This is a genomic window from Wolbachia endosymbiont (group A) of Trypoxylon clavicerum, assembly GCF_947251665.1.
GTDB classification, from domain to species: Bacteria; Pseudomonadota; Alphaproteobacteria; order Rickettsiales; family Anaplasmataceae; genus Wolbachia; species Wolbachia pipientis.
Genome location: NZ_OX366374.1, coordinates 404,302 through 427,180, shown reverse-complemented (window position 1 = coordinate 427,180; position 22,879 = coordinate 404,302). Strand labels below are relative to the sequence as shown.

Annotated in this window: 14 protein-coding genes and 1 pseudogene; 10 read left to right on the top strand and 5 right to left on the bottom strand. The window is 35.2% G+C overall.

The window, feature by feature from the left end:
- Positions 1–72: 72 nt before the first annotated feature.
- Positions 73–1,608, bottom strand: a complete 1,536-nt coding sequence (locus OPR60_RS02140; protein WP_265039894.1) for a lysine--tRNA ligase — start codon at positions 1,606–1,608, stop codon at positions 73–75.
- Positions 1,609–1,715: 107 nt separating this feature from the next.
- Between OPR60_RS02140 and OPR60_RS02135 the strand changes: the two genes are divergently transcribed.
- From OPR60_RS02135 to OPR60_RS02095, 9 genes are all read left to right on the top strand, one after another.
- On the top strand, positions 1,716–2,012 hold the full coding sequence (locus OPR60_RS02135; protein WP_007548615.1) for a type IV secretion system protein VirB3: 297 nt from the start codon (positions 1,716–1,718) through the stop codon (positions 2,010–2,012).
- Positions 2,013–2,021: 9 nt separating this feature from the next.
- Entirely contained in the window at positions 2,022–4,427 is a 2,406-nt protein-coding gene (locus OPR60_RS02130) for a VirB4 family type IV secretion/conjugal transfer ATPase (RefSeq protein WP_265040312.1), read from the top strand.
- Entirely contained in the window at positions 4,420–6,939 is a 2,520-nt protein-coding gene (locus OPR60_RS02125) for a TrbL/VirB6 family protein (protein ID WP_265039892.1), read from the top strand. Before OPR60_RS02130 ends, OPR60_RS02125 begins: the two co-directional genes overlap by 8 nt.
- 9 nt (positions 6,940–6,948) lie before the next feature.
- Positions 6,949–9,351 carry a TrbL/VirB6 family protein gene (locus OPR60_RS02120; protein ID WP_265039890.1) on the top strand — a complete coding sequence of 801 codons (2,403 nt, stop codon included), beginning with the start codon at positions 6,949–6,951 and terminating at the stop codon, positions 9,349–9,351.
- The gene (locus tag OPR60_RS02115) at positions 9,348–12,371 is read left to right on the top strand and encodes a TrbL/VirB6 family protein (RefSeq protein ID WP_265039888.1); all 3,024 of its coding nucleotides are present in this window, start codon (positions 9,348–9,350) and stop codon (positions 12,369–12,371) included. The genes OPR60_RS02120 and OPR60_RS02115 overlap by 4 nt, the downstream gene beginning before the upstream one ends.
- A gap of 89 nt (positions 12,372–12,460) precedes the next feature.
- Positions 12,461–16,195, top strand: a complete 3,735-nt coding sequence (locus OPR60_RS02110) for a TrbL/VirB6 family protein (RefSeq protein WP_265039886.1) — start codon at positions 12,461–12,463, stop codon at positions 16,193–16,195.
- Positions 16,185–16,814 (top strand): WD_0853 family protein, encoded by a 630-nt coding sequence (locus OPR60_RS02105; protein WP_065094405.1) that lies wholly within the window; start codon positions 16,185–16,187, stop codon positions 16,812–16,814. Before OPR60_RS02110 ends, OPR60_RS02105 begins: the two co-directional genes overlap by 11 nt.
- 122 nt (positions 16,815–16,936) lie before the next feature.
- A complete protein-coding gene (gene rsmD, locus OPR60_RS02100) occupies positions 16,937–17,485 on the top strand; it encodes a 16S rRNA (guanine(966)-N(2))-methyltransferase RsmD (protein ID WP_065094404.1) in 549 nt (182 codons plus the stop codon).
- A 162-nt stretch (positions 17,486–17,647) separates the two neighbouring features.
- The gene (locus OPR60_RS02095; protein ID WP_265039672.1) at positions 17,648–18,400 is read left to right on the top strand and encodes an IS5 family transposase; all 753 of its coding nucleotides are present in this window, start codon (positions 17,648–17,650) and stop codon (positions 18,398–18,400) included.
- A 3-nt stretch (positions 18,401–18,403) separates the two neighbouring features.
- Here OPR60_RS02095 and OPR60_RS06985 read toward each other — a convergent pair.
- From OPR60_RS06985 to OPR60_RS02080, 4 genes and pseudogenes are all read right to left on the bottom strand, one after another.
- Positions 18,404–18,610 (bottom strand): annotated as a pseudogene (locus OPR60_RS06985) (hypothetical protein); the annotation flags it as partial.
- Positions 18,611–18,632: 22 nt separating this feature from the next.
- A complete protein-coding gene (locus OPR60_RS02090) occupies positions 18,633–19,223 on the bottom strand; it encodes a COQ9 family protein (protein ID WP_065094403.1) in 591 nt (196 codons plus the stop codon).
- Between the two features lie 7 nt (positions 19,224–19,230).
- Complete coding sequence (locus tag OPR60_RS02085; protein ID WP_065094402.1) at positions 19,231–20,784, bottom strand: Mur ligase family protein; 1,554 nt, start codon at positions 20,782–20,784, stop codon at positions 19,231–19,233.
- Positions 20,785–21,119: 335 nt separating this feature from the next.
- On the bottom strand, positions 21,120–21,872 hold the full coding sequence (locus OPR60_RS02080; RefSeq protein ID WP_265039632.1) for an IS5 family transposase: 753 nt from the start codon (positions 21,870–21,872) through the stop codon (positions 21,120–21,122).
- Positions 21,873–22,054: 182 nt separating this feature from the next.
- Here OPR60_RS02080 and OPR60_RS02075 point away from each other — a divergent pair, with 182 nt between their 5' ends.
- Complete coding sequence (locus OPR60_RS02075) at positions 22,055–22,867, top strand: transposase (RefSeq protein ID WP_265040287.1); 813 nt, start codon at positions 22,055–22,057, stop codon at positions 22,865–22,867.
- The last annotated feature ends 12 nt before the right edge of the window (positions 22,868–22,879 follow it).

Here is a 22,879-nt window from a genome sequence, read left to right as displayed (position 1 = left end):
ATAAGAGGGCTGGCGGAGGGTGTCAAGGAATTCTTATTAAAACTAAAGAGCTCAAATGAAAGAAGGTAAACTTTAAAGTATACATTTAATAGCGCTTTCTATGAGAGAAATCGTATTATCTATTCCATAAAGCTTTATGAAAGATCCCATTCTTGGACCGGTTTTTTGGCCAAGTAATGCTTCATATAATAGCTGAAACCAATCACGTAAGTTGGTGTAATCATATTTTTTTCCAATAAAAAATACCTGAGATTGAATTTCTTCAGCAGTAGCAGTTATAGATAGAGAATGTAAAGTGTCCTTCAAATCTAGTAACGCTTCTTTCTCTTTTTCATTTGGAGTTTTATACGATTTTGTTGGCTTGATAAAATCGTGGTAATACTTTACTGCAAAGTCTGAAAGTCTATCAAGCATTTTATTATTTTCTGGTGTAACGTTCGGTGCATAAGAGGATATAAAACCCCATAGGATCTCTTTGTTCTCGGCGTTGCAAGCCGCTGCTAGGTTTAAAAGTAGTGAGAAATTTATGCCTGAAGTTTCTATATTGGGAACATTGCCCTGGTGAATGTGCCAAGCAGGATTATTTATATCCTTTTCTTTGTTCTCATTATAACGCTTAACAAACTCTAGATACTCATCAGTTGATTTTGGTATCACATCAAAATATAAACGTTTAGCTTTTTTAGGACTCTGAAAAATGTACAATGCTAAGCTCTCTGTTGGTGCGTAAGTTAACCACTCTTCAATTGAAATGCCATTTCCTTTTGATTTTGATATTTTCTTTCCTTCTTTATCAAGGAAAAGCTCGTAGCAAAACAGAAGTGGTGGCTTTTCTCCAAGTATTTCACATATTTGACTTGAAAGCACAGCAGATGGAGTTAAATCTTTTCCGTGAGCTTCGTAATTTACTCCAAATGCGGCCCACCTCATTCCCCAATCAGGTTTCCATTGCAGTTTACATTTTCCTTTTGTCACTGGAACTTCTATTTTTCCCCCGTTTGGGTCTTCATATGTGATTGCTCCTTTCTCTGTATTTGTTTCAATTACTGGAACTTGTAAAACTTGAGAAGTTTTTGGGCATATTGGCAAGAATGGACTATAAGTCTGCTGTCTTTCTTCCCGAAATGATGGAAGCATTACGTCCATCACTTTATCATAATTTTTCAGTAAGAGTAAAAGTTTTTCATCGTAAACGCCAGATTTATAACACTCTGTTGCACTCCTGAACTCGTATTCAAATTCAAACATATCAAGAAATTTACACAACAATGAATTCATATGATGACCATAACTCTGATGAGTGCCAAATGGATCAGGTATCATAGTCAATGGTTTATTTAAGTGCTCTCTTAGCATCTCTTGATTTGGCACATTATCTGGTATTTTTCGCAAACCATCCATATCATCTGAAACTGCAATGATTTTGGTTTTTATACCAGGAGCTATTTTTTTTAATGCATTTACAATAACTGTAGTGCGGAAAACCTCTCCAAAGGTTCCTATGTGGGGTAAACCAGAGGGTCCATAACCAGTTTCAAATATTATTTCTTTTTTATTAGGAAACTCTTGCAATATTTTTTCTGCTTCTTGAAATGGCCAACTTGTCATTATCGGGATTAAATAATGTATCTTGACTTAAAGTGCTACTAGTTTCAATGGATTTTTAATATAATGATATAGTATTAGTGTAGAGCTATTATTAGAAGGTTAAAGATATGTCCACAGGTAGTATACAAACAGATCAATTATTCAAAGGTCTTACAAGACCTGCAATGCTCTTTGGTGTGAGTTATATGTTTGCAATATTAAACGTCCTGATTTGCATGCTAATTTTCATTAATTCAAATGATTTGAGAGTGATTCTCTTAATGTTACCAGGTATACATGGACTTGGTTATATAGCTTCTGCAAAAGAACCGTTGTTTATTGAATTATTTATGGTAAAATTAGGAAAGTGCTCGAAATGTTTAAATCGTTTTTATCATGGAGCCAATTCTTATGATATTGCTTAACGTTGTGTGATGCTGAGGTTTAGGGCTGTTCAATCAAAGAATAAATCTACTCTGAGCAGGGAAGTTCACGCTGCTGAATTTATTCCTTATTCTTGCTATTGGAATAGCACAACCTTGATGACAAAAGAAAATTGGTTGGTTAAGGTTATAAAATTAAGTGGCTTTGCATTTGAAACCGCCGATGACGAGGATTTAGTAATACAAAATAATATCAGGAACCAGATGCTAAGAAGCATTTCATCTCCAGCATTTAGTTTGTATTTTCATACTATCAGACGTAAGAAAAATATTTTTTCTGATGAATTTGCAAGTCAAGGTTTGCCGAATTTTTTCGCTAATCACGTAAATCTAAAATGGAGAGAAAAACATGCAACAAGGCAATCATTTATTAATGACCTATACATTACGATTATCCGTAGAGCGGACACAAAAGGAGTAGAATTTTTGTCACATCTACTAAAAAAATTCGGACATGTAACTTCAAAACATGCTTGGGAAAGTGATATACGTGCCACGTATGAAGATTTAGAGGAAACGACAAATCGTGTGGTGACAAGCCTTAGAAATTATTCGCCTAAAATTCTTGGAGTAAAAGAAACTCCAGGTGGTTTGTTCTGTGAAATAATGGAGTTTCTATCTAGAATTGTAAATTGTGGCTTCGTTACAAATACGCTTTTTCCGCTAAGAACTGAAATATCAAGATACTTACCAATACATAGGTTATTCTTTGGCCGTAAAATGATACAGGTTGTGACTCATAATGAGAGTAAATATGCTGGAATAGTTAGTATAAAAGAGTATGGAAATAATACTTCTGCAGGAATGCTTGATTCATTTTTACAACTTCCTTACGAGTTTATAATTACGCAATCTTTTCAATTTACAAATAGGCAAATGGCGATTGGAAAAATGCAGATACAGCAAAATCGAATGATACAGTCTGCAGATAAAGCTATTTCTCAAATAGCAGAAATTTCTCAAGCACTTGATGACGCAATGAGTGGTAAGATTGCGTTTGGTCACCATCACCTGACTATTTTATGTATAGCAAAAAGTCCTAAATCATTGGATAACGCTCTGTCATTGGTAGAATCTGAGCTTTCTAATTGCGGTGTTTACCCTATTCGCGAAAGAGTTAACCTTGAACCAGCATTTTGGGCGCAAATTCCTGGTAATTTCGATTATATAGTGAGAAAAGCTACAATAAGTAGTCTTAATTTGGCTGGATTTGCATCTCAACATAATTATCCTACTGGCAGTAAATTCAATAACCACTGGGGAGATGCCGTTACAGTTTTTGACACGACATCTGGTACTCCATTTTTTTTCAACTTTCATATAAGGGATGTTGGACACACTATGATAATTGGCCCAACTGGTGCTGGTAAAACTGTTTTAATGAATTTCCTGTGTGCCCAAGCAATGAAGTTTTCTCCAAGGATATTCTTTTTTGATAAAGATCACGGTGCAGAGATTTTTTTGAGAGCACTTAGTGGTATTTATATTGTAATAGAACCAAGAACTAAAACAAATTTTAATCCTTTGCAACTTGATGACACCTCTGATAATAGAACGTTTTTAATGGAGTGGATAAAGTCTTTAATTTCGGTATATAATGATAAATTTACTTCAGAAGATATTGCACGGATTAATGATGCAATTGAAGGAAATTTTAAATTAAGAAAAGAAGACAGGTTCTTGAGAAACCTCGTACCGTTTTTAGGGCTTGCAGGTCCTGATACTCTAGCTGGGGCAATATCTATGTGGCATGATAATGGTTCTCATGCTGCAATATTTGACAATAAAGAAGATTTGCTAGATTTTTCACGAGCAAGAGTATTTGGTTTTGAGATGGCTAGCTTGCTAAAAGATCCCGTTGCTCTTGGACCGGTCTTGATTTATTTATTTCATAGGATTAGTATATCTCTTGATGGCACTCCATCTATTATCGTTCTTGATGAGGCATGGGCGTTAATAGATAATCCAGTTTTTGCACCCAAGATAAAAGACTGGTTGAAGGTACTGAGAAAACTAAATGCTTTTGTAATTTTTGCTACTCAGAGTGTTGAGGATGCAAGTAAAAGTGCTATTAGCGATACGCTTGTACAACAAACAGCAACACAGATTTTTTTACCAAATCTGAAAGCTACTAGTGTCTATCGGGATGTTTTTATGTTAACTGAACGTGAGTATATATTAATTAAGCACACAGATCCAAGTACTAGATTCTTTTTGGTGAAACAAGGAGTTAATGCTGTGGTAGCTAGAATAGACTTAAAAGACTTAGATGATATAATCAACGTATTATCTGGACGTGCAGAAAGTGTTCTATTGTTACACGATATATTAAATGAAGTTGGGGACAACCCAAAAGTATGGTTGCCTATATTTTATCAGAAGGTAAAAAATGTTTAAGACTAAGCTGTCATTGCTATTAATTGCGATATTTTTACTAAATATAGACTTTTTACTCTCATATCCAGTGCTTGCAGATGGAGTAAGTGGTACTGACAAGACGGAATTTGTTAGTAGATTTAATTCTACTGGCAGCTTCAATCGTGCCTCTAATCCTGATTGTGGAGCGTTTAAAACGGCTGCGGCACTTGCTGGAATAGCGATTGCTGTTGGTGCAATATTTACTAGTATTGTTTTGATCGTTTCTTCTGCTGGTTTATTTACTGCTCTTGTCATTGTTGGAATGATAGCTGCAATTGTTGGAGTTTGGAAGGCGATAGGAGGACTTGTTGTTTGTGAGCATAGTTTTGTTAGACACCCAGTTGCGCGTGATCATAATGGAAAGTATAAGGATTTCGGATTCTCAAAATCAGAACACTCAAAATATTCAGAGTGCACAAATAAGAATTACCAAAAGGAAGATGAATATTTTAAATGTTTTGATAAGGAAAATGGATCAATAGAAGGAGGTAAAAATATAGAGAAAGGCATTTTAAACTCCATACCTGACCAAAATGCTGGTGGTTATTACTGGCCAAAAAACGGTGTGCAATACAGTGAATATATAGAAGTATGTCATCGAAACCCTTTAACGTTTGGCAATCTTTTTGGTGGTATAGACTTTGATGTAAGAGAGAAAGATACTGGATATGTAGATGGGTCATGGTCCCCGAAGGTTGATGGTGAGCTGAAATGTGAAGTTCTTAAAGCTGGACAGAGCAAAACCATACATGGAGCTACATTCAAAGCAGTGAGAAAAACGGGCAGATTATGTGTGGAGTTAGCCAGTGTTAGCATGCTTGGTATCGAAATGACTCCTTGGCCGCAAGGGGTTGATATGGGGTGCACGGAATTGCCACCTGACCCACTTGCTCCTATGTGTGAAAAATCTGTGATGATATTCAAAAATAAAGATGGTACAGGAGAGGAAAAAGTTCCTATTGGTAATAATGATGACTATAAAACTATTATCAGATCTAAAGAAAAAAGACTCAACGGACAAGGGGGGAAAATTTTTGTAGGTTATGATAATGCTGGCTGTTTTAGCTCGTATGTCTCTGAAGCTTGCTATAATCAGGCAGGGAGTAAATCATTAGCTCCTATTCCCATCACTTCTATGATAGTGCAATGCATTAAGGAATCGTTAGATAATTTAGTGGCAGGTATTGATTCAAGTGGCAGCTCACTTAAGGGTAAAAATGGACATAACAAGGGCAGTTTCTTGTCTGTAGCACAGAAAAGACTGAAAAACACTGTAACTGCTGTTTTGATTTTAGCTTTAATACTGTTCTCTATAAAAGCCATGTCTGGTGGAGTTCAGAGGCCTCAAGAAATGTATATGTTGATCATAAAATTCGCTTTAGTGATTTACTTCACAACAGGCAGTACCATGTCTCATTATTATGGAGAATTAACTCGTCTCTCAAATGGTTTGTCAGAGATAGTGCTAAAAGCATCATCTGAAAGTAAAGGCATATGTAATTATAAGGCAGGTACAGATTATGAATATACTCGTGCAGGAAAGAGGGTATCTTACAGTTATCTTGCACCTTGGGATAGGCTTGATTGTAGAATTTTATTTTATTTAGGTGCCCCTTTAGATGGAATTGGTGGCAAAATTGGTACTGGAGGTGTTGCAACGTTAGCAGTCTTGCTTGGTGCTGCTCCTGTCTTATTAGTTGCAGGTTCGGTAATCGGTATTATTTTTGCTGGTGGACAGATTTTAATAGCTCTTGTTGCTATATTTATGGCCATTTTGCTGATGATGGTTATTTTGTGGCTGTGCTATGTATTTATTTTATCTCTAGTTGCTTTGAGTGTAATCATCATTTTATCACCTTTGTTCATCCCTATGGTTTTATTCCAACACACCAAAGGATATTTTGACGGCTGGGTAAGAGAATTGATCACCTATAGCTTATACCCGGTTATCCTTTTTGCGTTTTTGTCTTTTATGTTTATAGCATGTGATAAAATCTATTATAAAAATTTAAATTTTGAACCGGATAAGTCATATGAAAATAACCAAGCAAAACCCTCAGCTAGTAAGAAAAAACAGTGGTTTAAATTGAAAGATGGAGAATGTGATAACAATGAAACTACTCTAGCGTGTATGATGCAAAACTACAGCTTTAAAAAGAACACTATACTTGGTCTATTTGATTTTACATACATGGAATTTGGCAGCTCTCTCATCGGAGAATTATTAAAATTGTGTTTAGTATTATTCCTCTTTTACCACTTTTTAAACATTCTTCCTGGCATGGCTGCCGAACTTGCTGGTAACCATAGAGCAGCACTTGGCTCAGGTCAGACACCTGGACAAATGGTGGGCAAAGCTTTATCTGCTGCCAAAGCTGCTGCTGGGGGAGTTGCTGGTGCTGCTGCTAAGAAGTTGAGTGGTGGAGACAAGAGTAAATCTCGAGGTTCTGGTTCTAGTAGCTCCGAGAGTGTTAACAAAAGCACTGAATGAGTTGGATTTATGCTAAAATTTTTGCTGATAATACCGTTTTTTTTTCTGTCAGGCTGCGGGGAACATCACTGTATTAAGCCAGAAAATTTATCAGGTTTGCGTGAAAAACTAGATATAGTGTCAACAGAGCAGAGGTGGGTTGATTCCGGTGTTAATATCTCAGATAGAATAAGAGTAACAGAGATTGATATAGTGCCTAGTAAGGTTAATTTTTGTCCTAAGCAGTATGCAGATTTTGCAATTGGGCCTGGGAGAAATGACGTTGCATTACCATTTGCACTTAAAAAAGGCGATACGATAAGCTTTAGTGTGATTGGAAGTAAAGTGTGTAAAGATAAAGAGAGTGAGACAAAAATCAGGTATTTGAAAATCGACGAAAAGTGTAGCGAGCAAGAAACGGAACATTTTGCACATGTTTTAAATCAAGAGAAATGCCAAGGTGGCAAGGATGGGATATGTCCTAATAAATATATAATAGGCGATGTGCAATGGTTGAGAGGAAGAGAGTACTGGGATTCAGATTTTTCGAAGTTAGATCAAGATGAAAGAAAAAAGGAAATTGAAAATATTATTAACTCTATAAAACAAGGAGAAAATATAGATTGCAGCAAGCTTTCAGAGAGCAGTGCAAGTAAGATAGATACGCACATTTTAAATTCACTCTGTAGACGTATATGTAAATTTTCTTCTGGTCGTAGAGGCGAGGATTGCGTGTATATTGAATATAATAATATAGAAATTGAGCTATTCAATGCTTTAAATTCTAGTGGTGAATCTGTTGTTGCTGAAATTATTAGTAACGTATTAAAGGGAAAACAGGTAAAAACTGACATTACACTATTACGTGCTTACATGGATAATGAGAATTTTGAACACATTCCAGAAGGTGGTTTATGCACTAATTGTGATCACAAGATAAGAGATAACTATCGAACACCAAGATTAATTTTTAGTTTATGTAGTAGAAATGACAAGTACTGCTACGATCAAAATGACAAAGGTGGTTTCAATATAAGAGTAACAAAGAACCACAGTCTAGAAAATAGCTTGTATATAAGCGTCTCTGACAAACTTCCTGAGCATAAGCCTGGTGAAAACCAAGCGGATATATCTGTAGATATCAGCAAAGTTCATGATACTGAGTACATGGAAGGCTTAAAGGAAAAGTTAAAAGAAAAAAAAGGCACCATATATTATGGAATAAGAGACCATGGCTGCGATTACAAAAATGAAGGTCAGTTTAGTATTAACCTAACAACTAAAGAGCCACCTACAAAAACTTTTAGTGCAATATATAATTTCTTTGATGAAAAAGTGAAAACTGCATTTTTCGGCTCTAATTATAAAGACCCTAACGCAATTCACTCTGATACTAGTCCTGTAAAGTCTCTTTACGAAAGTTTTATAAAATCAAGCAGAACAAATACCATTAGATCTACTATAATATCACTATTAGTACTATATATAATCTTATATACTCTTTATTACTTTTTTGGATTAACTCATATTTCTATATATGAGTTTTTAATTATATGCGTAAAGATAGGAATCATCGCCCAGCTATTGCAGGATAATAGCTGGGACTTTTTTTATAACAACGCATTCTCTATATTTATTAACACTCCAAAACAACTAATAGAAATAGCAAATTTTAGAGGCACTACTTCAAATGTTTTTGAGTTTCTTGATTTGCCGCTCAATAGGTTCTTGTCATCGCATTCAGTATTGTTAATAGTATCTCTTATATTTTCTGGCCCTTTGGGCATTGTATCTTTTTGCTTGGTGATTTGGGGTTTAATCACAGTGAGCTTATCTATTTTTAATGCCTTATTTTCTTTTATTACATCTATAGCAATAGTTGCGTTATTACTTTCTTTAGCACCTATTTTTATTATTTGTCTTTTATTTGCGTATACTAGGCAGATGTTTCAAAACTGGGTTAAAAATTTAGCAAGATTTGCAATTCATCCAGTGGTCCTTTTAATTTTTATATCACTGATAAGTCAGGTTATGGATTATATTGTGTATTCAATATTTGATTTTGAGGTCTGCTCTACATGTATACTTAATATTAACCTAAAGATTTTTAACCCTTGTATTTTTTATGGTTATGCTTCCAAATATACACCTAATATTACCGCTATGATGGCTTTTGTTATTTTGGGACACGCTATGAAAGCTTTAGTTGAAGCTTCTTCGGCAATATCTGACTCGTTGTTTGGTGCTTATGTAGCAAGCGAACCTGGAAGACAGTATCAACAAAGCTTAATGGGAACAGTAGGGTTAGATGAACAAAGCGTTCAAAGAAGAGAAAGAGGAGATGCCTTTCAACAGTCAGGTACGTCAAGACCTCAAATACCACAAGGGACTCAAAGGTCAACGCCTCAGATACCACAAGGAAGACAGCAATGATAAGTAAAAGATTACTATTGTTGATACTGTGTCTTGCAATCACTGGTTGTACTATGGATTGTGTTGAGCCTGGGTTACAGAGCAGAAACACTAGTGTTAACGTGGATGTTCCAGTTCATAAAGCCGATAAAGGAGTTAAAATTCATTGGGTTGATTCTGGTCAGGTAATTAGTCAGGGTGAGAAAATCAAATTCACCCTCGATGGATCAGTAAATTTTTGCCCTTTTAAAGAAGACAAAAATCCAAGGAAAGTACTTGTGCCAGCTAGCTTTTGTGCTGATGGCTCAGAACCAAATTATAGTAAGGCTGCGGATATTAATAGTGTACCTAACAATTATGGTGTTAATGAAAGTAAAAACGAACTATGTGGTGGCAAAGGATTTGGCAGCAATAGACGTTATGTGGACACTGGAATTAAAGTAAATCCTAGTGACAAGTTAAGCTTCAGCTTAGTTCCCAGAAAAATAACAATTGATTACGACAATCCAGAAGGGAAAGGCATCAATTTTGATGACAATTGTTATAAAGCTGTAGAAAATGACCGTAAGGAAACTGTATATAAGAAAGCTACAGTGAGTGAAGTACATCAGGGGGGAGAGTTTTTTTGTGATGGTAAAGATGGTACAAAAAATAAAATACAATTTTTACCTCTTGATAAAACAAAAGCAAAGGAAAGCAAAGTGCTAGTTGGCAATGGGTATACCCCATATGATAATAAGGTGCATTTTAATAAAGGTTATATTCAAGACAACGAACCATGGGTATATGGTTCACTACTTGATTTACGCCGCGCTAAAATAGGATTGAACGAGTTATGTGATGGAAAAAACTGTAGTCTTGATGAGAGAAAAAAGTACTCCTCCTATGAGCTTAACTGTTACCATCAAAATATATGCTATACTGAGAAGGGTATATGGAACTATGGTTTAGGTCAAGCAGGAGAACGGAACTGTGTCTCCTCTATAAGGTATAAGAAGTACGATAAAGGAAATAAATGTGATATGTATTCTTATCTAGAAAAAATGGAAGGGAATGTTAAAGCAGGTAGTTTTACTGAAGATGATAAATCTTGGGCTGAGGCTCTTGTTGCAAAAATAAGCGATCCAGGTGATGCAAGTATTTCTGAAGGCAAGCGTAATGATATGAAGGGCGATGCTAAAGGTATTCAATGTCTTCCAAAAAGAGGAGGAGCAGGAAAGGAGAAAAATGATAAACTAGTATGCTCAAAAATCAGTGATAATTTTGAAGATTTTTCCTTAAAATTAAATCATGACTATCCAATAGGAAGTGTAACACCTGGTAGCAGTGTGATGCTTGCCATTGCAGATTATGGTCACTATGGAGCTAATAGAGGTGGGTACCATGTTAAAGTGACTAGATCGTGTGAATATATCAATGGCAAAAAACTGTATGTGTATTTGGGTGATAACCCGCCAGGGGATCCATCTGCTCCAAAGACTAATGATTTCAAAAAAGTAGAGAACTTAGATAAAACAAAGGATAAGGTATATTATATAATAGATGGAGGTCTTTTAACAGATGAATGCAAAGACAAAAAACCTATAACAGATGAATGCAAACCTAAGAAGATATATTTCGGCATCAATGTAAGCAACGTAGAGAAAGATGACATTACGGACAAAAATGGCAAATATTACGAAAACAATAAGTATAGTGTAACTTTATTTGTCAAAAGAAAAATTAATGATTTTATTTCATCGAATGTAAACGGGGTATTTAAATTTATAAAAGAAGAAGTAATTGGGGACAGCGTTAAAGATTCATACAAAGGATATGCAAGAGGTCTTCTTCAAGGAGTAAAAGCTTTGCTTACTCTATACGTTATATTTACTGTCGTTGGCTATATGCTTGGAACAATACAGCTAAGTAAATTTGATTTCATTGTAAGAATGTTCAAGATAGCATTTATAGCTTTTGCCTTTAGCGATAGAAGCTGGGAACTTTTTGGTACAACTTTATCCAGACTTTTTATAGATGGTAGCACTTATTTAGTTGATAGCTTTTCTGGCTATATAGGGGAAGGGGGGAGAAAATTTGCATTCTTAGACTTGACAGCAGGAGTATTATTCACAACAGAAACTTGGCTAAAGTTTTTATCGTTGATGCTCTCTGGTCCTTTTGGCTTTATTGCATTTTTGGCAATACTCTATGCTACTTTTATGTTCTTAAAATGCATTATTAGCGCTACGTTTAAATATGTAATATCTACTGTTCTAGTGGCGTTTTTACTGTCATTAACACCTTTATTTATCGTATTTATTCTATTTCAAAAGACTAAACCCTTGTTTGATAATTGGATAAAAACGTTGGCTCATGTTTCATTAGAACCAGTCATTTTATTTTCATTTTTATCTCTTTTAAATCAGTTGATGTATTCAGTTTTATATAACCTCACAAATTTTTCTGCATGCTATCAATGTTTAATTAGCGTAAATTTCTTATCGTATGATCTGTGCTTGATGAAATCAATACTGCCTCTTGGATACAGTCCTGGCACTAGCGTTGATGTTGCACTCAGTACCGGAGAAAGGGCTGGTGGACACTTTGCAGCATTACCTATAGACCTAATCCAGGCGTTTATATACCTCATTATTGCCGGTGCAATGGAAGCTTTTGTTCCTATATCGGAAACTATGGTACAAACACTATTTAGCTCTGGTTATGGAGTTACTGGCGGTGTTGGTCAAGTTGCTAAGAGCGCATCGCAAGCTATGCTGTCCACCGTTGGCCTTGATGATAAGACCCAAGGTATTATACAGAACATTAGGCAACAAGTGGGTAAAGATCGGACGGAAGTTGACGTGAAGGATAATTCCATGAGCCCTAAATCTGAAATACCAGAACAATCAGGTAAGCAAGAAGGTCCTGATAAAAAGGAGAGGGGGAGCTCTAACCCTGAAGCACCAAAACAATCAGGTCAGCAAAAAAATCCTGATGAAACAATAAGAAGTGATCCTAGTGATAAAGTTAAAAACAAGGAAGGAAATGGAGAGAAGTAAGATATGAATGATGTTATGGAGTAACTAATTAAAAAGATATTTTAAGTAAAGTTTTAGAAATTTATTCTGTATTTGGAAAAAGTTTAGATATGCAATCACGCTTAGGCAAATGTTGGTTTAGGGTATTACTTCTTGCAGCTTATGTGCTGATCACAGGTTGTAGTAAGAACGATATGCCTTTTCCAAGGTGCATATCTGCTGACTATTTTGGTCCTGAACCTATTGCAGTAAGCGCTCATTTTTCAAGCGATCATGATGCTTTTATTCCAGAAGGTGAAGATGAAAGCGTTATTGATCCTGACACTGGTGAAATTAATTCTGGTTTTCACCATAACCAAGTGGTGAAGTGGAAAGATACTGGATTAGAAACCAATGGAGATAGCTTAATAGTGCGAGTAAATGGTGCATGGACATCTTGGAGTAATAATAACAAGAAGGAATCTAAAAAAGGCAGTTATACCTTACAAAGCTTGGAGCAGTTAAAATATGCAACTAAATTTGAAGGTAAACAAAGTGATAATAGTTTACCTAATTTTCACTTAGTTTGTAATGATTATAAACCTAGCATACAAAAATTTTCAAGTAAGTCTGATACAAGTTGCACTGTAAATTGCAAGTGCATTAATGAAGATGATAGCGCAAATACAGTATCACGTGGTGCTCCATGTTGGTTTACCAATGGTCATGGTGCTTATCTTTTGTTTCAAACGGGGAAAGATGATCCTAACGAAAATCTAAAGTTAATGCGCGATCCTCAATATCCTACTGTACATCTAGGTTACAACTCCGTGGCAGAAAATGGGAGCGGTCTTTTTACTTTAGACAGAGATAGCACTAAATTAAAAGACAGAAATTGTAACCCGGTGAAATTAAAAAAGGGATGGAAAATATATGTAAAAATATTAGATAGATATTACTTAGATAATGTAGGTGGCTACTCTTTTGAGTTCTTAAGTGGAGTACAGCAGCCAAGTAGTTTTGGGTTTTTTGATTACATTTATAACTATCTAAAATGTGTATTATTGATTAACGAAAATTGCAAAGAACATTTTAATAGCAATGATCCTGCAGTTGCACAAGCTATGTTCGAAAATATAGCTGAAAAAAGTACGAGCTTTCACAATTTTGTTCTTTCCTTGCTTGTTCTATTTGTAATGATTTCATCGTTTCTTTATCTTTTTGGCATGATACGAGAAACTAAGCATGATATGCTCATCAGAATGATGAAAATCACTCTAGTAATAGTGCTTATATCTCCTGGAAGTTTTAGATTTTTCTATGATCATTTTCTTGTTTTATTCGTTAAAGGTCTTGAACAATTGATAAGTGTAATTACTAACTTTGCTCCCAACATGAACACCGGAATTATTGCTCAAGGAGATGAAGCTAAGTTGTTTAGCTTCATGGAGGACATGTTCAATAAATTTTTTGCTTATTCTGTTTGGAAAAAGTTTGCAGCGTTTTTACATTACCAAATGTGGGCAAGCCTTCTTATGATACCGGCAATTTTCATAGGGATTGTGCTATACTTCTTGTTGTGCTTGTATGCTTACATAATATTTCTCTCTGGCTTTATGGGTATAGCTTTTCTTATAGCTATCATGCCACTGTTCCTGATCTCTATTTTATTTTCACCGCTGAAAAGTCTATTTGAAGGTTGGATAAAATTCTGTATAAGCTTTTGTTTACAGTCGATTATGATATTTACCCTGCTGTCATTGCTGGCTGCTATTATAATGAACACCTTTTATAGACAACTAGGTTTTACTGTATGCTACAATAAATGGTTCGAGGTAAAGTTATGTGCTCCAAAATGGGTGTTTGGCGGTTTTTGTATCGTTGATAAGCAGTACTTTGGTTGGACCCCAGGGCAAATTTTTGTACCTTACACTCTTGGAGAAGCTTCTTCTCTTAACATAGATAAAAGTATAGAAGGTATAGAAAAGATAAGCAGAGAAGGTGGTACAATAAAATTTACTGGAGGCGCTGGATATATCCCGCTTCCACCGGATTACCCTAAAGATAAAAATGGTGAACATATAAAAGGGTTTCGTTATATAGATTATCCTTTCTTTAATCCAATGCCTGGAACTAAAGATAATCCAGCAGACCACTATATTGCAGAAAGTGATATGGTAGTTAGTAATGGCTGCAGTGCAAAAGATCTAGTACGCTTAACAAATAGTTTATCCCATGCATCAGAGAGGGCTGACATTATATTACTGATCAACAATATAGAGAAAAGGATAGGTGATGTTAGTGAAATAATAAAACGCTACTGTCAAGATATAAATAAATGCAATAGTTATAGGGAAATAATTAATGAAATAAGATCTTTAGTGCGGAGTGCGGTAGAAAAACAAGGTTGTAGAATACTGAAATTTCATGATTTATATAAGGATCCCAACAGTGAATACTGTCAGAAATGTAAAGATTGTGAGGATTGCAAAAATTATCAAGAAAATAGCGATTACCAAAGGGTGCAAGACATACAGAGAGGTTATTTAATCAATGCAGGGGAAATCTTTATACTATTCTTGCTTTCATTTTTAATGTTCTCCTTACGCACGTTCGTACAACAAATGGGCTCAAGTATCGCTGGTGGTGGATTCAGCGTTTACAATATATCTAGTATGTATCAGGCATCGCCTTTGACTGGTATAATGGAAGGATTCAAACAGCAGTGGCAAAATTTTGCTGGTAGAGGATTTGAGTCTTTAGGCAGTTGGGCTACTCATTTACCGGATAGATTAGCCGGAGGTGCAGCTAATCTGCTGGGGAGAGTACCAAGAGTTGGAGGAGTGCTGAAATACGCTATTGATGTGCCACGTAAATTTGTAGATGCTACTATTGAAGCAACAAAGTTTGCAACATCGCCTGAAAATGATGTTGATAAGCTCGAGGAAAAAATTTACAGGGCATTTGGAGTTGATAAGGAAGATATTACACACAGAAGGATCGGTAAATATTTAGATTATTATAAAGGATACGTAGGATCACATTTGGGCTATACAATAGAAGATGCTATGAAATTTACTTGGGAGCATGGCCTTGACTCTATAGGAAAGCATGGCTATGATCATAACCTACTCTATAGAGCAAAAGAATATAGGCGAGATTTCTTAGAGAAGCTTCATGATTACACTATCGGCCGTAAGAGAGAACCAGAAAAAGACAATCCTGATCAATCAAATAAGGTAGAACGAGAGTTAGGCACGGAACTAGTAAGAGATAACCATGATCAGCCACTAGAAGAAGGCGACCCTCTTCAACTACGAGGGGGAGGTCAGCCAGATAAGGTAGTACGAGAACTAAGCACAGAACAAGAAGACAAGCCTAATCAACTACAGCATGATCAGCCAACAGAAGAAGATAAGCCTGATCAATCAAATGAAGTGACACGAAATTTAGGCACGGAACCAAAAGGCCCAGATGAAATTGATGATTTTGGATCTGCTTTTGAAGGTATGGAAAAACGTGCTGAAAGAGAAGGCAGAAGAAGTCAAAATAAAGTTTACAACCTCTCACCACTTTTTGAAATGAACACTCCAGAAGCTGTAGAAAAACGTGCTGAAAGAGCTAGAAGAAAAGAAGAAAGAGATCGAAAAGACGAAGTTTATAATCTTAAGCCTTTATTTAAAGAACCAAAAAATCCAGAAGAGTACATTAAGGCACTTTTTGAAATGAATACCCAGGAAGCTATAAAAAAACGTGCTGACAGAGAGGAAAAAAGAAATCGAGAAGACAGTAAAAGGAAATTACCGGAACCAATGAGGAAACCAGATGCAAAAGGAGATGAGAAGAGGATTGAAGATGAAGACTAATAAAAATTTCAAAGGCCTTGATTATTATAAATTGCAGCAAGATGATGATGGCAATATAAAATTAAATAATTATGATGACGTTTTAAATGTGCGTAGGGCGAGAGTAGATCTACTATTAGACAACACACCAGACAACAATATCGACCTCACTAAATTAAATAAAGCTTTGAGTGAGAAATTTGTAGATAATCATAGTTTATTGTCTGAATTTGATAAGGAAGACAAAGAGATTGTACAAGAAAGGATTAAGGTGTTTAGTATTTTAGAAAGTCTTGAAGACCTTAAAAGCGTGAAAAGTGAAGATCTGTTAGAGGTTAGCTTACTGTTGTCAGATCTTAGCTTCATAGAGAGAAATGTTGTACTAAATACCGATCAGAATTCTGATCTAGCAGGATTTAAAAACCTATTTATTGAAAAAAAAGCATCTGGTGAAGAGTATAGTGAAGAAGAATGTAGAGGCTTTCTTGATAATATAGATAAAATCAATACTATAATTAAGTTAGAGTTAGAAAGCAGAATTGAAGGGCTAAATCATGATGAAAAAAATGATCATGATGATTTACAAGATGAGATTGGTCAAGCAATTAATGCAGCAGGCAAATCAGAAAAAGATAACTGATGAGTCTTGTGTTTGTGTTTTTCTTACAAGCGACTCGATAGCTTCTCTCTATTAAACTGCTAAAGCCATATTGACATTAATCATATAGTATAAATAATTAATTATTTTGGAGCTTATTTAATATGCTACGCATCATTGCAGGCAAATATCGCGGAAGAAAAATAACTACAGGTAAGCATTTAGCTGCACGGCCAACTATGAGTATTGTCCGAGAAGCAATATTTAATATGCTTTCCTCAAGAAAACCTATTTATAACTTGAATGTACTTGATTTATTCTGTGGTAGTGGTTCTTTTTCATTTGAAGCGCTTTCTCGCGGCGCTAAACATGCATTTATGGTAGATTCAGATTATTACAATTTGCAATTGCCTAAAAAAACAGCAGAAGATTTTGGAATTACGGACAATGTTACGCTAATTTGCTGCAGTGCTAACTGCTTACCACAACCTATTTCAAAATGTGACATAGTTTTTATAGACCCACCTTACAATAGCAATCTAGTTGAATCAACGTTGAATGGACTAGCTAACTCAGGCTGGTTAAGTGATGATGCATTGATAATTCTAGAGATCAAAAAAAATGAAGATTTTCAATGCAACGAAAATTTTAGCGTAATTTTGGAACGTATTTATGGTATAGCGAGAATAATTTTTCTTTCTCTATTAACTTGAACTTGCATATACTTTTCATTGATGAGTTCCAGTTCTATTTTCGTCAAGTTTCCGGAGAAATTACTTATTCTGTACTGCCCTAGGCTCTGTGGACAAAAAATATGAAAAGAGAGAAAAAGATGGTAGTTTAGCCTAATAGGTAAAAAATGGAGAAACTACCATATGCAATATTACATCAAAGAGGAAAATTGGAAACAAATTTTAGAGTTCATAAAAAGCGTAAAAGGAATGCACAGCAAAGATGAAAAACGTTTAAGAATATTCATAGAGGCAGTGTGGTACATAGTGCGAAGTGGTTACCAATGGAGACTTTTACCAAAAACTTATGGTAATTACAGGAGTATACATAAGCGATTTAAAAGATGGTGTGAAAGAGATGTCTGGAAAAAATTGCTTGAATATACTAAACAAGAGCCTGATTTAGAAGTTGCTATAATCGACGGTACGATCATCCGAGCCCATCCATGTTCATCTGGATATACAAAAAACTCCAAGGATCAAGAAGCTTTAGGGAGGAGCAAAGGTGGCTTTACAACTAAAATACATGCGCTTGTCGATGCACTTGGAAATCCACTTAAATTTACTCTGACTCCTGGTCAAAGAAATGAAATTACGCAGGCACAAGTGTTGACCGAAAGTATCTATAACTCTACTGTAGTAGCTGACAAGGGCTACGATAGCAATGCCTTTGTTACAAGTCTTGAAGACAAGGGATGTACAGTAGTTATTCCGCCAAAACGGAATCGAAAAGTGCAAAGGTATTACGATGAGCATATCTACAAAGAACGTCATTTGATTGAGTGTTTTTTTGGTAAAATTAAAAATTTTAGGCGCATTTTTTCCAGATTTGATAAAACTGCTGAGGTTTTTATTGGTTTTCTCAATTTTGTTGGAGCTCTTGTATGGCTTCTCTAAAATTTTGTCCACAGAGCCTAGATCAAAATTTTTATTAAATTCAGAGTCTATTAAATATTCATGTGCTTCTTCAATAAATTTATTTTCTTTTTCTTCGTAACTGGTGTATTTTGTTGTACCATTATTATCCTCACGATAAACTAAATGTTCTTTATGATCAGCATGAATATTTTTATTTTCACAAACCTTTTCAGGATCGTGCTCAAGTACTTTTCTACCAACAATCAATAGCTTATAAGAAATTTCCTATGATTCCTTTTAAGCGAGTTTTGAATTTTTGAAATGTCATGACATTGTTGATACGGTTATCAAGAAACGATAAAGTATCCGCAAAATCTTCTGAATAATCATTGATAAAAAAAAGTATCGTACTTAAGTACACTCCAGCTAATATTGCTCTTTTTGTATAGTAGTTAAAATCTGTTGATTGGTCATAAATGCCATACCAAATCGCACTAACAGTTCTGTATAAAAGTTTACTAGAAAAATATGTATTTTTTGGTGATACAGAGAATAATAAGACATTTTTTAAAAGTTCTCTATAATTTGGTAGCTTAGCGTAATTTGAAAGGCGTATTTGAATGGCTAACTTTACTCGCTCTCGCACTTTCATATCTTCTAAATTAGAATTCCTTAGTTCAGCTTCCATTGAGCTATTTAAGTCCTCTGCTATGTGCTCCAAAGCGCTATATATTCCATTCTGAAATTTGCAAAAGCTATTAGCTAGATTAAGGTCTGTACACACCTTTAATAGGGTTTCATCGCTTATCCCTTCAAATGGAATAACCCTAATTAGCTTATCTATTATTAACTTTTGTTCCACAGTAGCATTATACTAAACAACATGTGTGATTGTACCTGAGATTTTCAAACATTCTACAAAATGCTTCACCACGTTCCTCGAAATTTTTCCATTGATCAAAAGAAGCACACGCGGGAGAAAGTAATATTGTTACTTCTTCTGCGCTATTTAAGGCCTCTTCAAAAGCCAATCTGAATGCATCTTCTAGATTGCAACATTTAACATAATCTACTTTATTCTCCATAACATTTGCAAAAGCTTCGGTTGATTCTCCAATAAGAAAAGCTTTTCTAACCCTTGTAAAATGCTTGCTTAATGATTCTATTCCACCTTTTTTGCTTCTTCCACCAACGATCCAATTTATGTTTTCATAAGATAAGATCGCCTTTTCGCTCGATTTTGCATTAGTTGCTTTACTATCGTTCACGAAAAACACATTTCTTATTTTGCCAAGCAGTTCATTCCTATGCCTCAGTCCTGAAAAGGACTTGATTCCATTGATAATAGTGTTGCTATCTACTCCAAGTACCTTACATACGGCATATGCGGCTGCTATGTTTTCTGCGTTGGATATTAGGTTTATTTTCACGTCGCTTACTGATAAGCTATGATTCTCTAGTTTTAACGAGATCTTCTGGATCCCAGTGCCCCTTTTGTCATCCAAGTAGCTGACACTGGGATCCAGATAATTTCGATCTATACCAGTAATCTGTTCACTATAATCAAGCAAATTGTTACCTGCCAATGATATTAGATCTCTTGCACCACCCTCTGTCATCTGAGTAGTTGGCAATGGTTTTTCTTTTCTGGATTCCAGCGTCACGCGCTGGAATGACATCGGGGAATATGTTACTGAGATTGGAATTTTGTTCCCAGTGAATTTGTTGAATATATCAGCGGTAATCCCATTGTCACATCCTATCACAGCAATCTCACTACCGTTTATCAGTTTTAATTTAGCTGCTATGTAATTCTCCATACTTCCATGCCTATCTATGTGGTCTGGTGTAATATTGAGCAGTACTGAAATGTCCACGTTAATTTCATTCATCAACTCCAATTGAAAAGAAGAGAGTTCGATTACATAAATTTCTGCATCTCTTTCTAGATCCAAAACAGGAACACCTAAATTTCCACCAATAGCTACTTTTTTCCCTGCAGATTTTAATATGTGCCCTATTAGTGATGTAGTGGTTGATTTACCATTTGTTCCTGTGACGCCTATTACCTTCTGGTTTATAGTTTTAGCTTCAAGAAATAGCTCAATGTCTGATTTTATTTTGCAATCAAATCTCCTTGCAAGTTTTACTATCCAATGTGGCTCTGTTGGCACTCCAGGGCTTAAAACCAATGCACTGATCTCATGCCAATTATATTCCTTGGGATGAATAAAATTACATTTTTTATACATCATTTTTGCGTTTGCTATTTGCTCTTCATGATCATCCCATGCATATATTCTTGCACCACTCTTTGTTAGAGCGTTAATGGCGGATAAACCAGTTTTACCAAGACCAAAAACCGCGACGTTTTGATTTTTGTATTTGTTTAGTTGCACTGCTAGATAACTTATGCGAACCATTTTATAAAGATATCGTACAAATTACAACAGACTTCTTTCGTAGGTTACAACTGTCATTCAATAGAAACAAAAACTTCCTTGACAAACTCCGCCAGCCCCCTTATCATGAAACTGAAGCTATTTATTTATCTTCTCTGTACAGATTAAATGACAAAAAAACTCACGTATCTGGCGTCTCATGTTTAATTTTTTGCACTATGTGCACCTTATGTCTTTATCAAATTTCTAGGTTTTTACCTATATAAGCTGAAACGCGCTTATAAAGCGTTCAAGACATCGCCCAACGTCAAATTTTAAAATAGAGAGTGTAATAACTAGGCTCTGTGGACAAAATTTTAGAGAAGCCATACAAGAGCTCCAACAAAATTGAGAAAACCAATAAAAACCTCAGCAGTTTTATCAAATCTGGAAAAAATGCGCCTAAAATTTTTAATTTTACCAAAAAAACACTCAATCAAATGACGTTCTTTGTAGATATGCTCATCGTAATACCTTTGCACTTTTCGATTCCGTTTTGGCGGAATAACTACTGTACATCCCTTGTCTTCAAGACTTGTAACAAAGGCATTGCTATCGTAGCCCTTGTCAGCTACTACAGTAGAGTTATAGATACTTTCGGTCAACACTTGTGCCTGCGTAATTTCATTTCTTTGACCAGGAGTCAGAGTAAATTTAAGTGGATTTCCAAGTGCATCGACAAGCGCATGTATTTTAGTTGTAAAGCCACCTTTGCTCCTCCCTAAAGCTTCTTGATCCTTGGAGTTTTTTGTATATCCAGATGAACATGGATGGGCTCGGATGATCGTACCGTCGATTATAGCAACTTCTAAATCAGGCTCTTGTTTAGTATATTCAAGCAATTTTTTCCAGACATCTCTTTCACACCATCTTTTAAATCGCTTATGTATACTCCTGTAATTACCATAAGTTTTTGGTAAAAGTCTCCATTGGCAACCACTTCGCACTATGTACCACACTGCCTCTATGAATATTCTTAAACGTTTTTCATCTTTGCTGTGCATTCCTTTTACGCTTTTTATGAACTCTAAAATTTGTTTCCAATTTTCCTCTTTGATGTAATATTGCATATGGTAGTTTCTCCATTTTTTACCTATTAGGCTAAACTACCATCTTTTTCTCTCTTTTCATATTTTTTGTCCACAGAGCCTAAGACCTGCTGCAAAAGGTGATTGAAAAAATGATGTGAGAGGGGTAGAAGAAGAATAAGCAGATCAAGTAAGGAAAAAAAATGAGCTTTAGTTACTATAATATGAAAAAACACCCAAGAAACTTTCGTAATATAACAGGTTTAAGTATAGAGGAGTTCGAAAAAGTAGTAGAAAAAGTGAGGTCTGGATGGAAAAAACTTGAAAAACAGAAAAAGTGTCATGGTAGAAGATCAAAACTACCAACTCTGGAAGATAAGTTGTTTTGCGTAATTTTGTACTATCGCACTTACATAACACATAGATTTTTAGGATGCCTATTCAATGTGCACAACGCAAATGTATGTAGGTTACTTAAGAGAATAGAGCCATTACTCGCCAAAAAAGTGACTATAACAAAAGATAGAAGTATGACGCCAGAAAAAATACTGAAGATTTTGGCTGATGTTACAGAACAGCAAATACAGAGGCCAGAAGATAGTAAAAAACGGAAGAAATCATATTCAGGAAAAAAAAGAACCAACACTATGAAAACTGAGATTATTATCGAAGAAGGAGGAAGAATTTTATCAGTGTCAAAGTCATACCGTGGTAGAATTAGTGATTTTCGCATAAGGAAACAAGAAAAATATTTACCACTTGATAGCATAAAACATGCTGATTCTGGATATCAAGGTTGGCAAAAATTGCAAAGCAATGTTATAATTCCATATAAAAAGTATCGTAAAAAGCCATTAACTCCAGAGCAGAAAGAGCATAATAGAAGGTTAGCATCATTTAGAATGAGAGTAGAAAATAAGATCCGAGAGATAAAGATATTTAAGATTATGTCGAATGTTTATCGCAATTTTCAGAAAAAATATAACTTGAGGTTCAATATTATTGCTGGTATTGTAAATCTTAAGCACGCCTTTTAGTTAACCTTGATT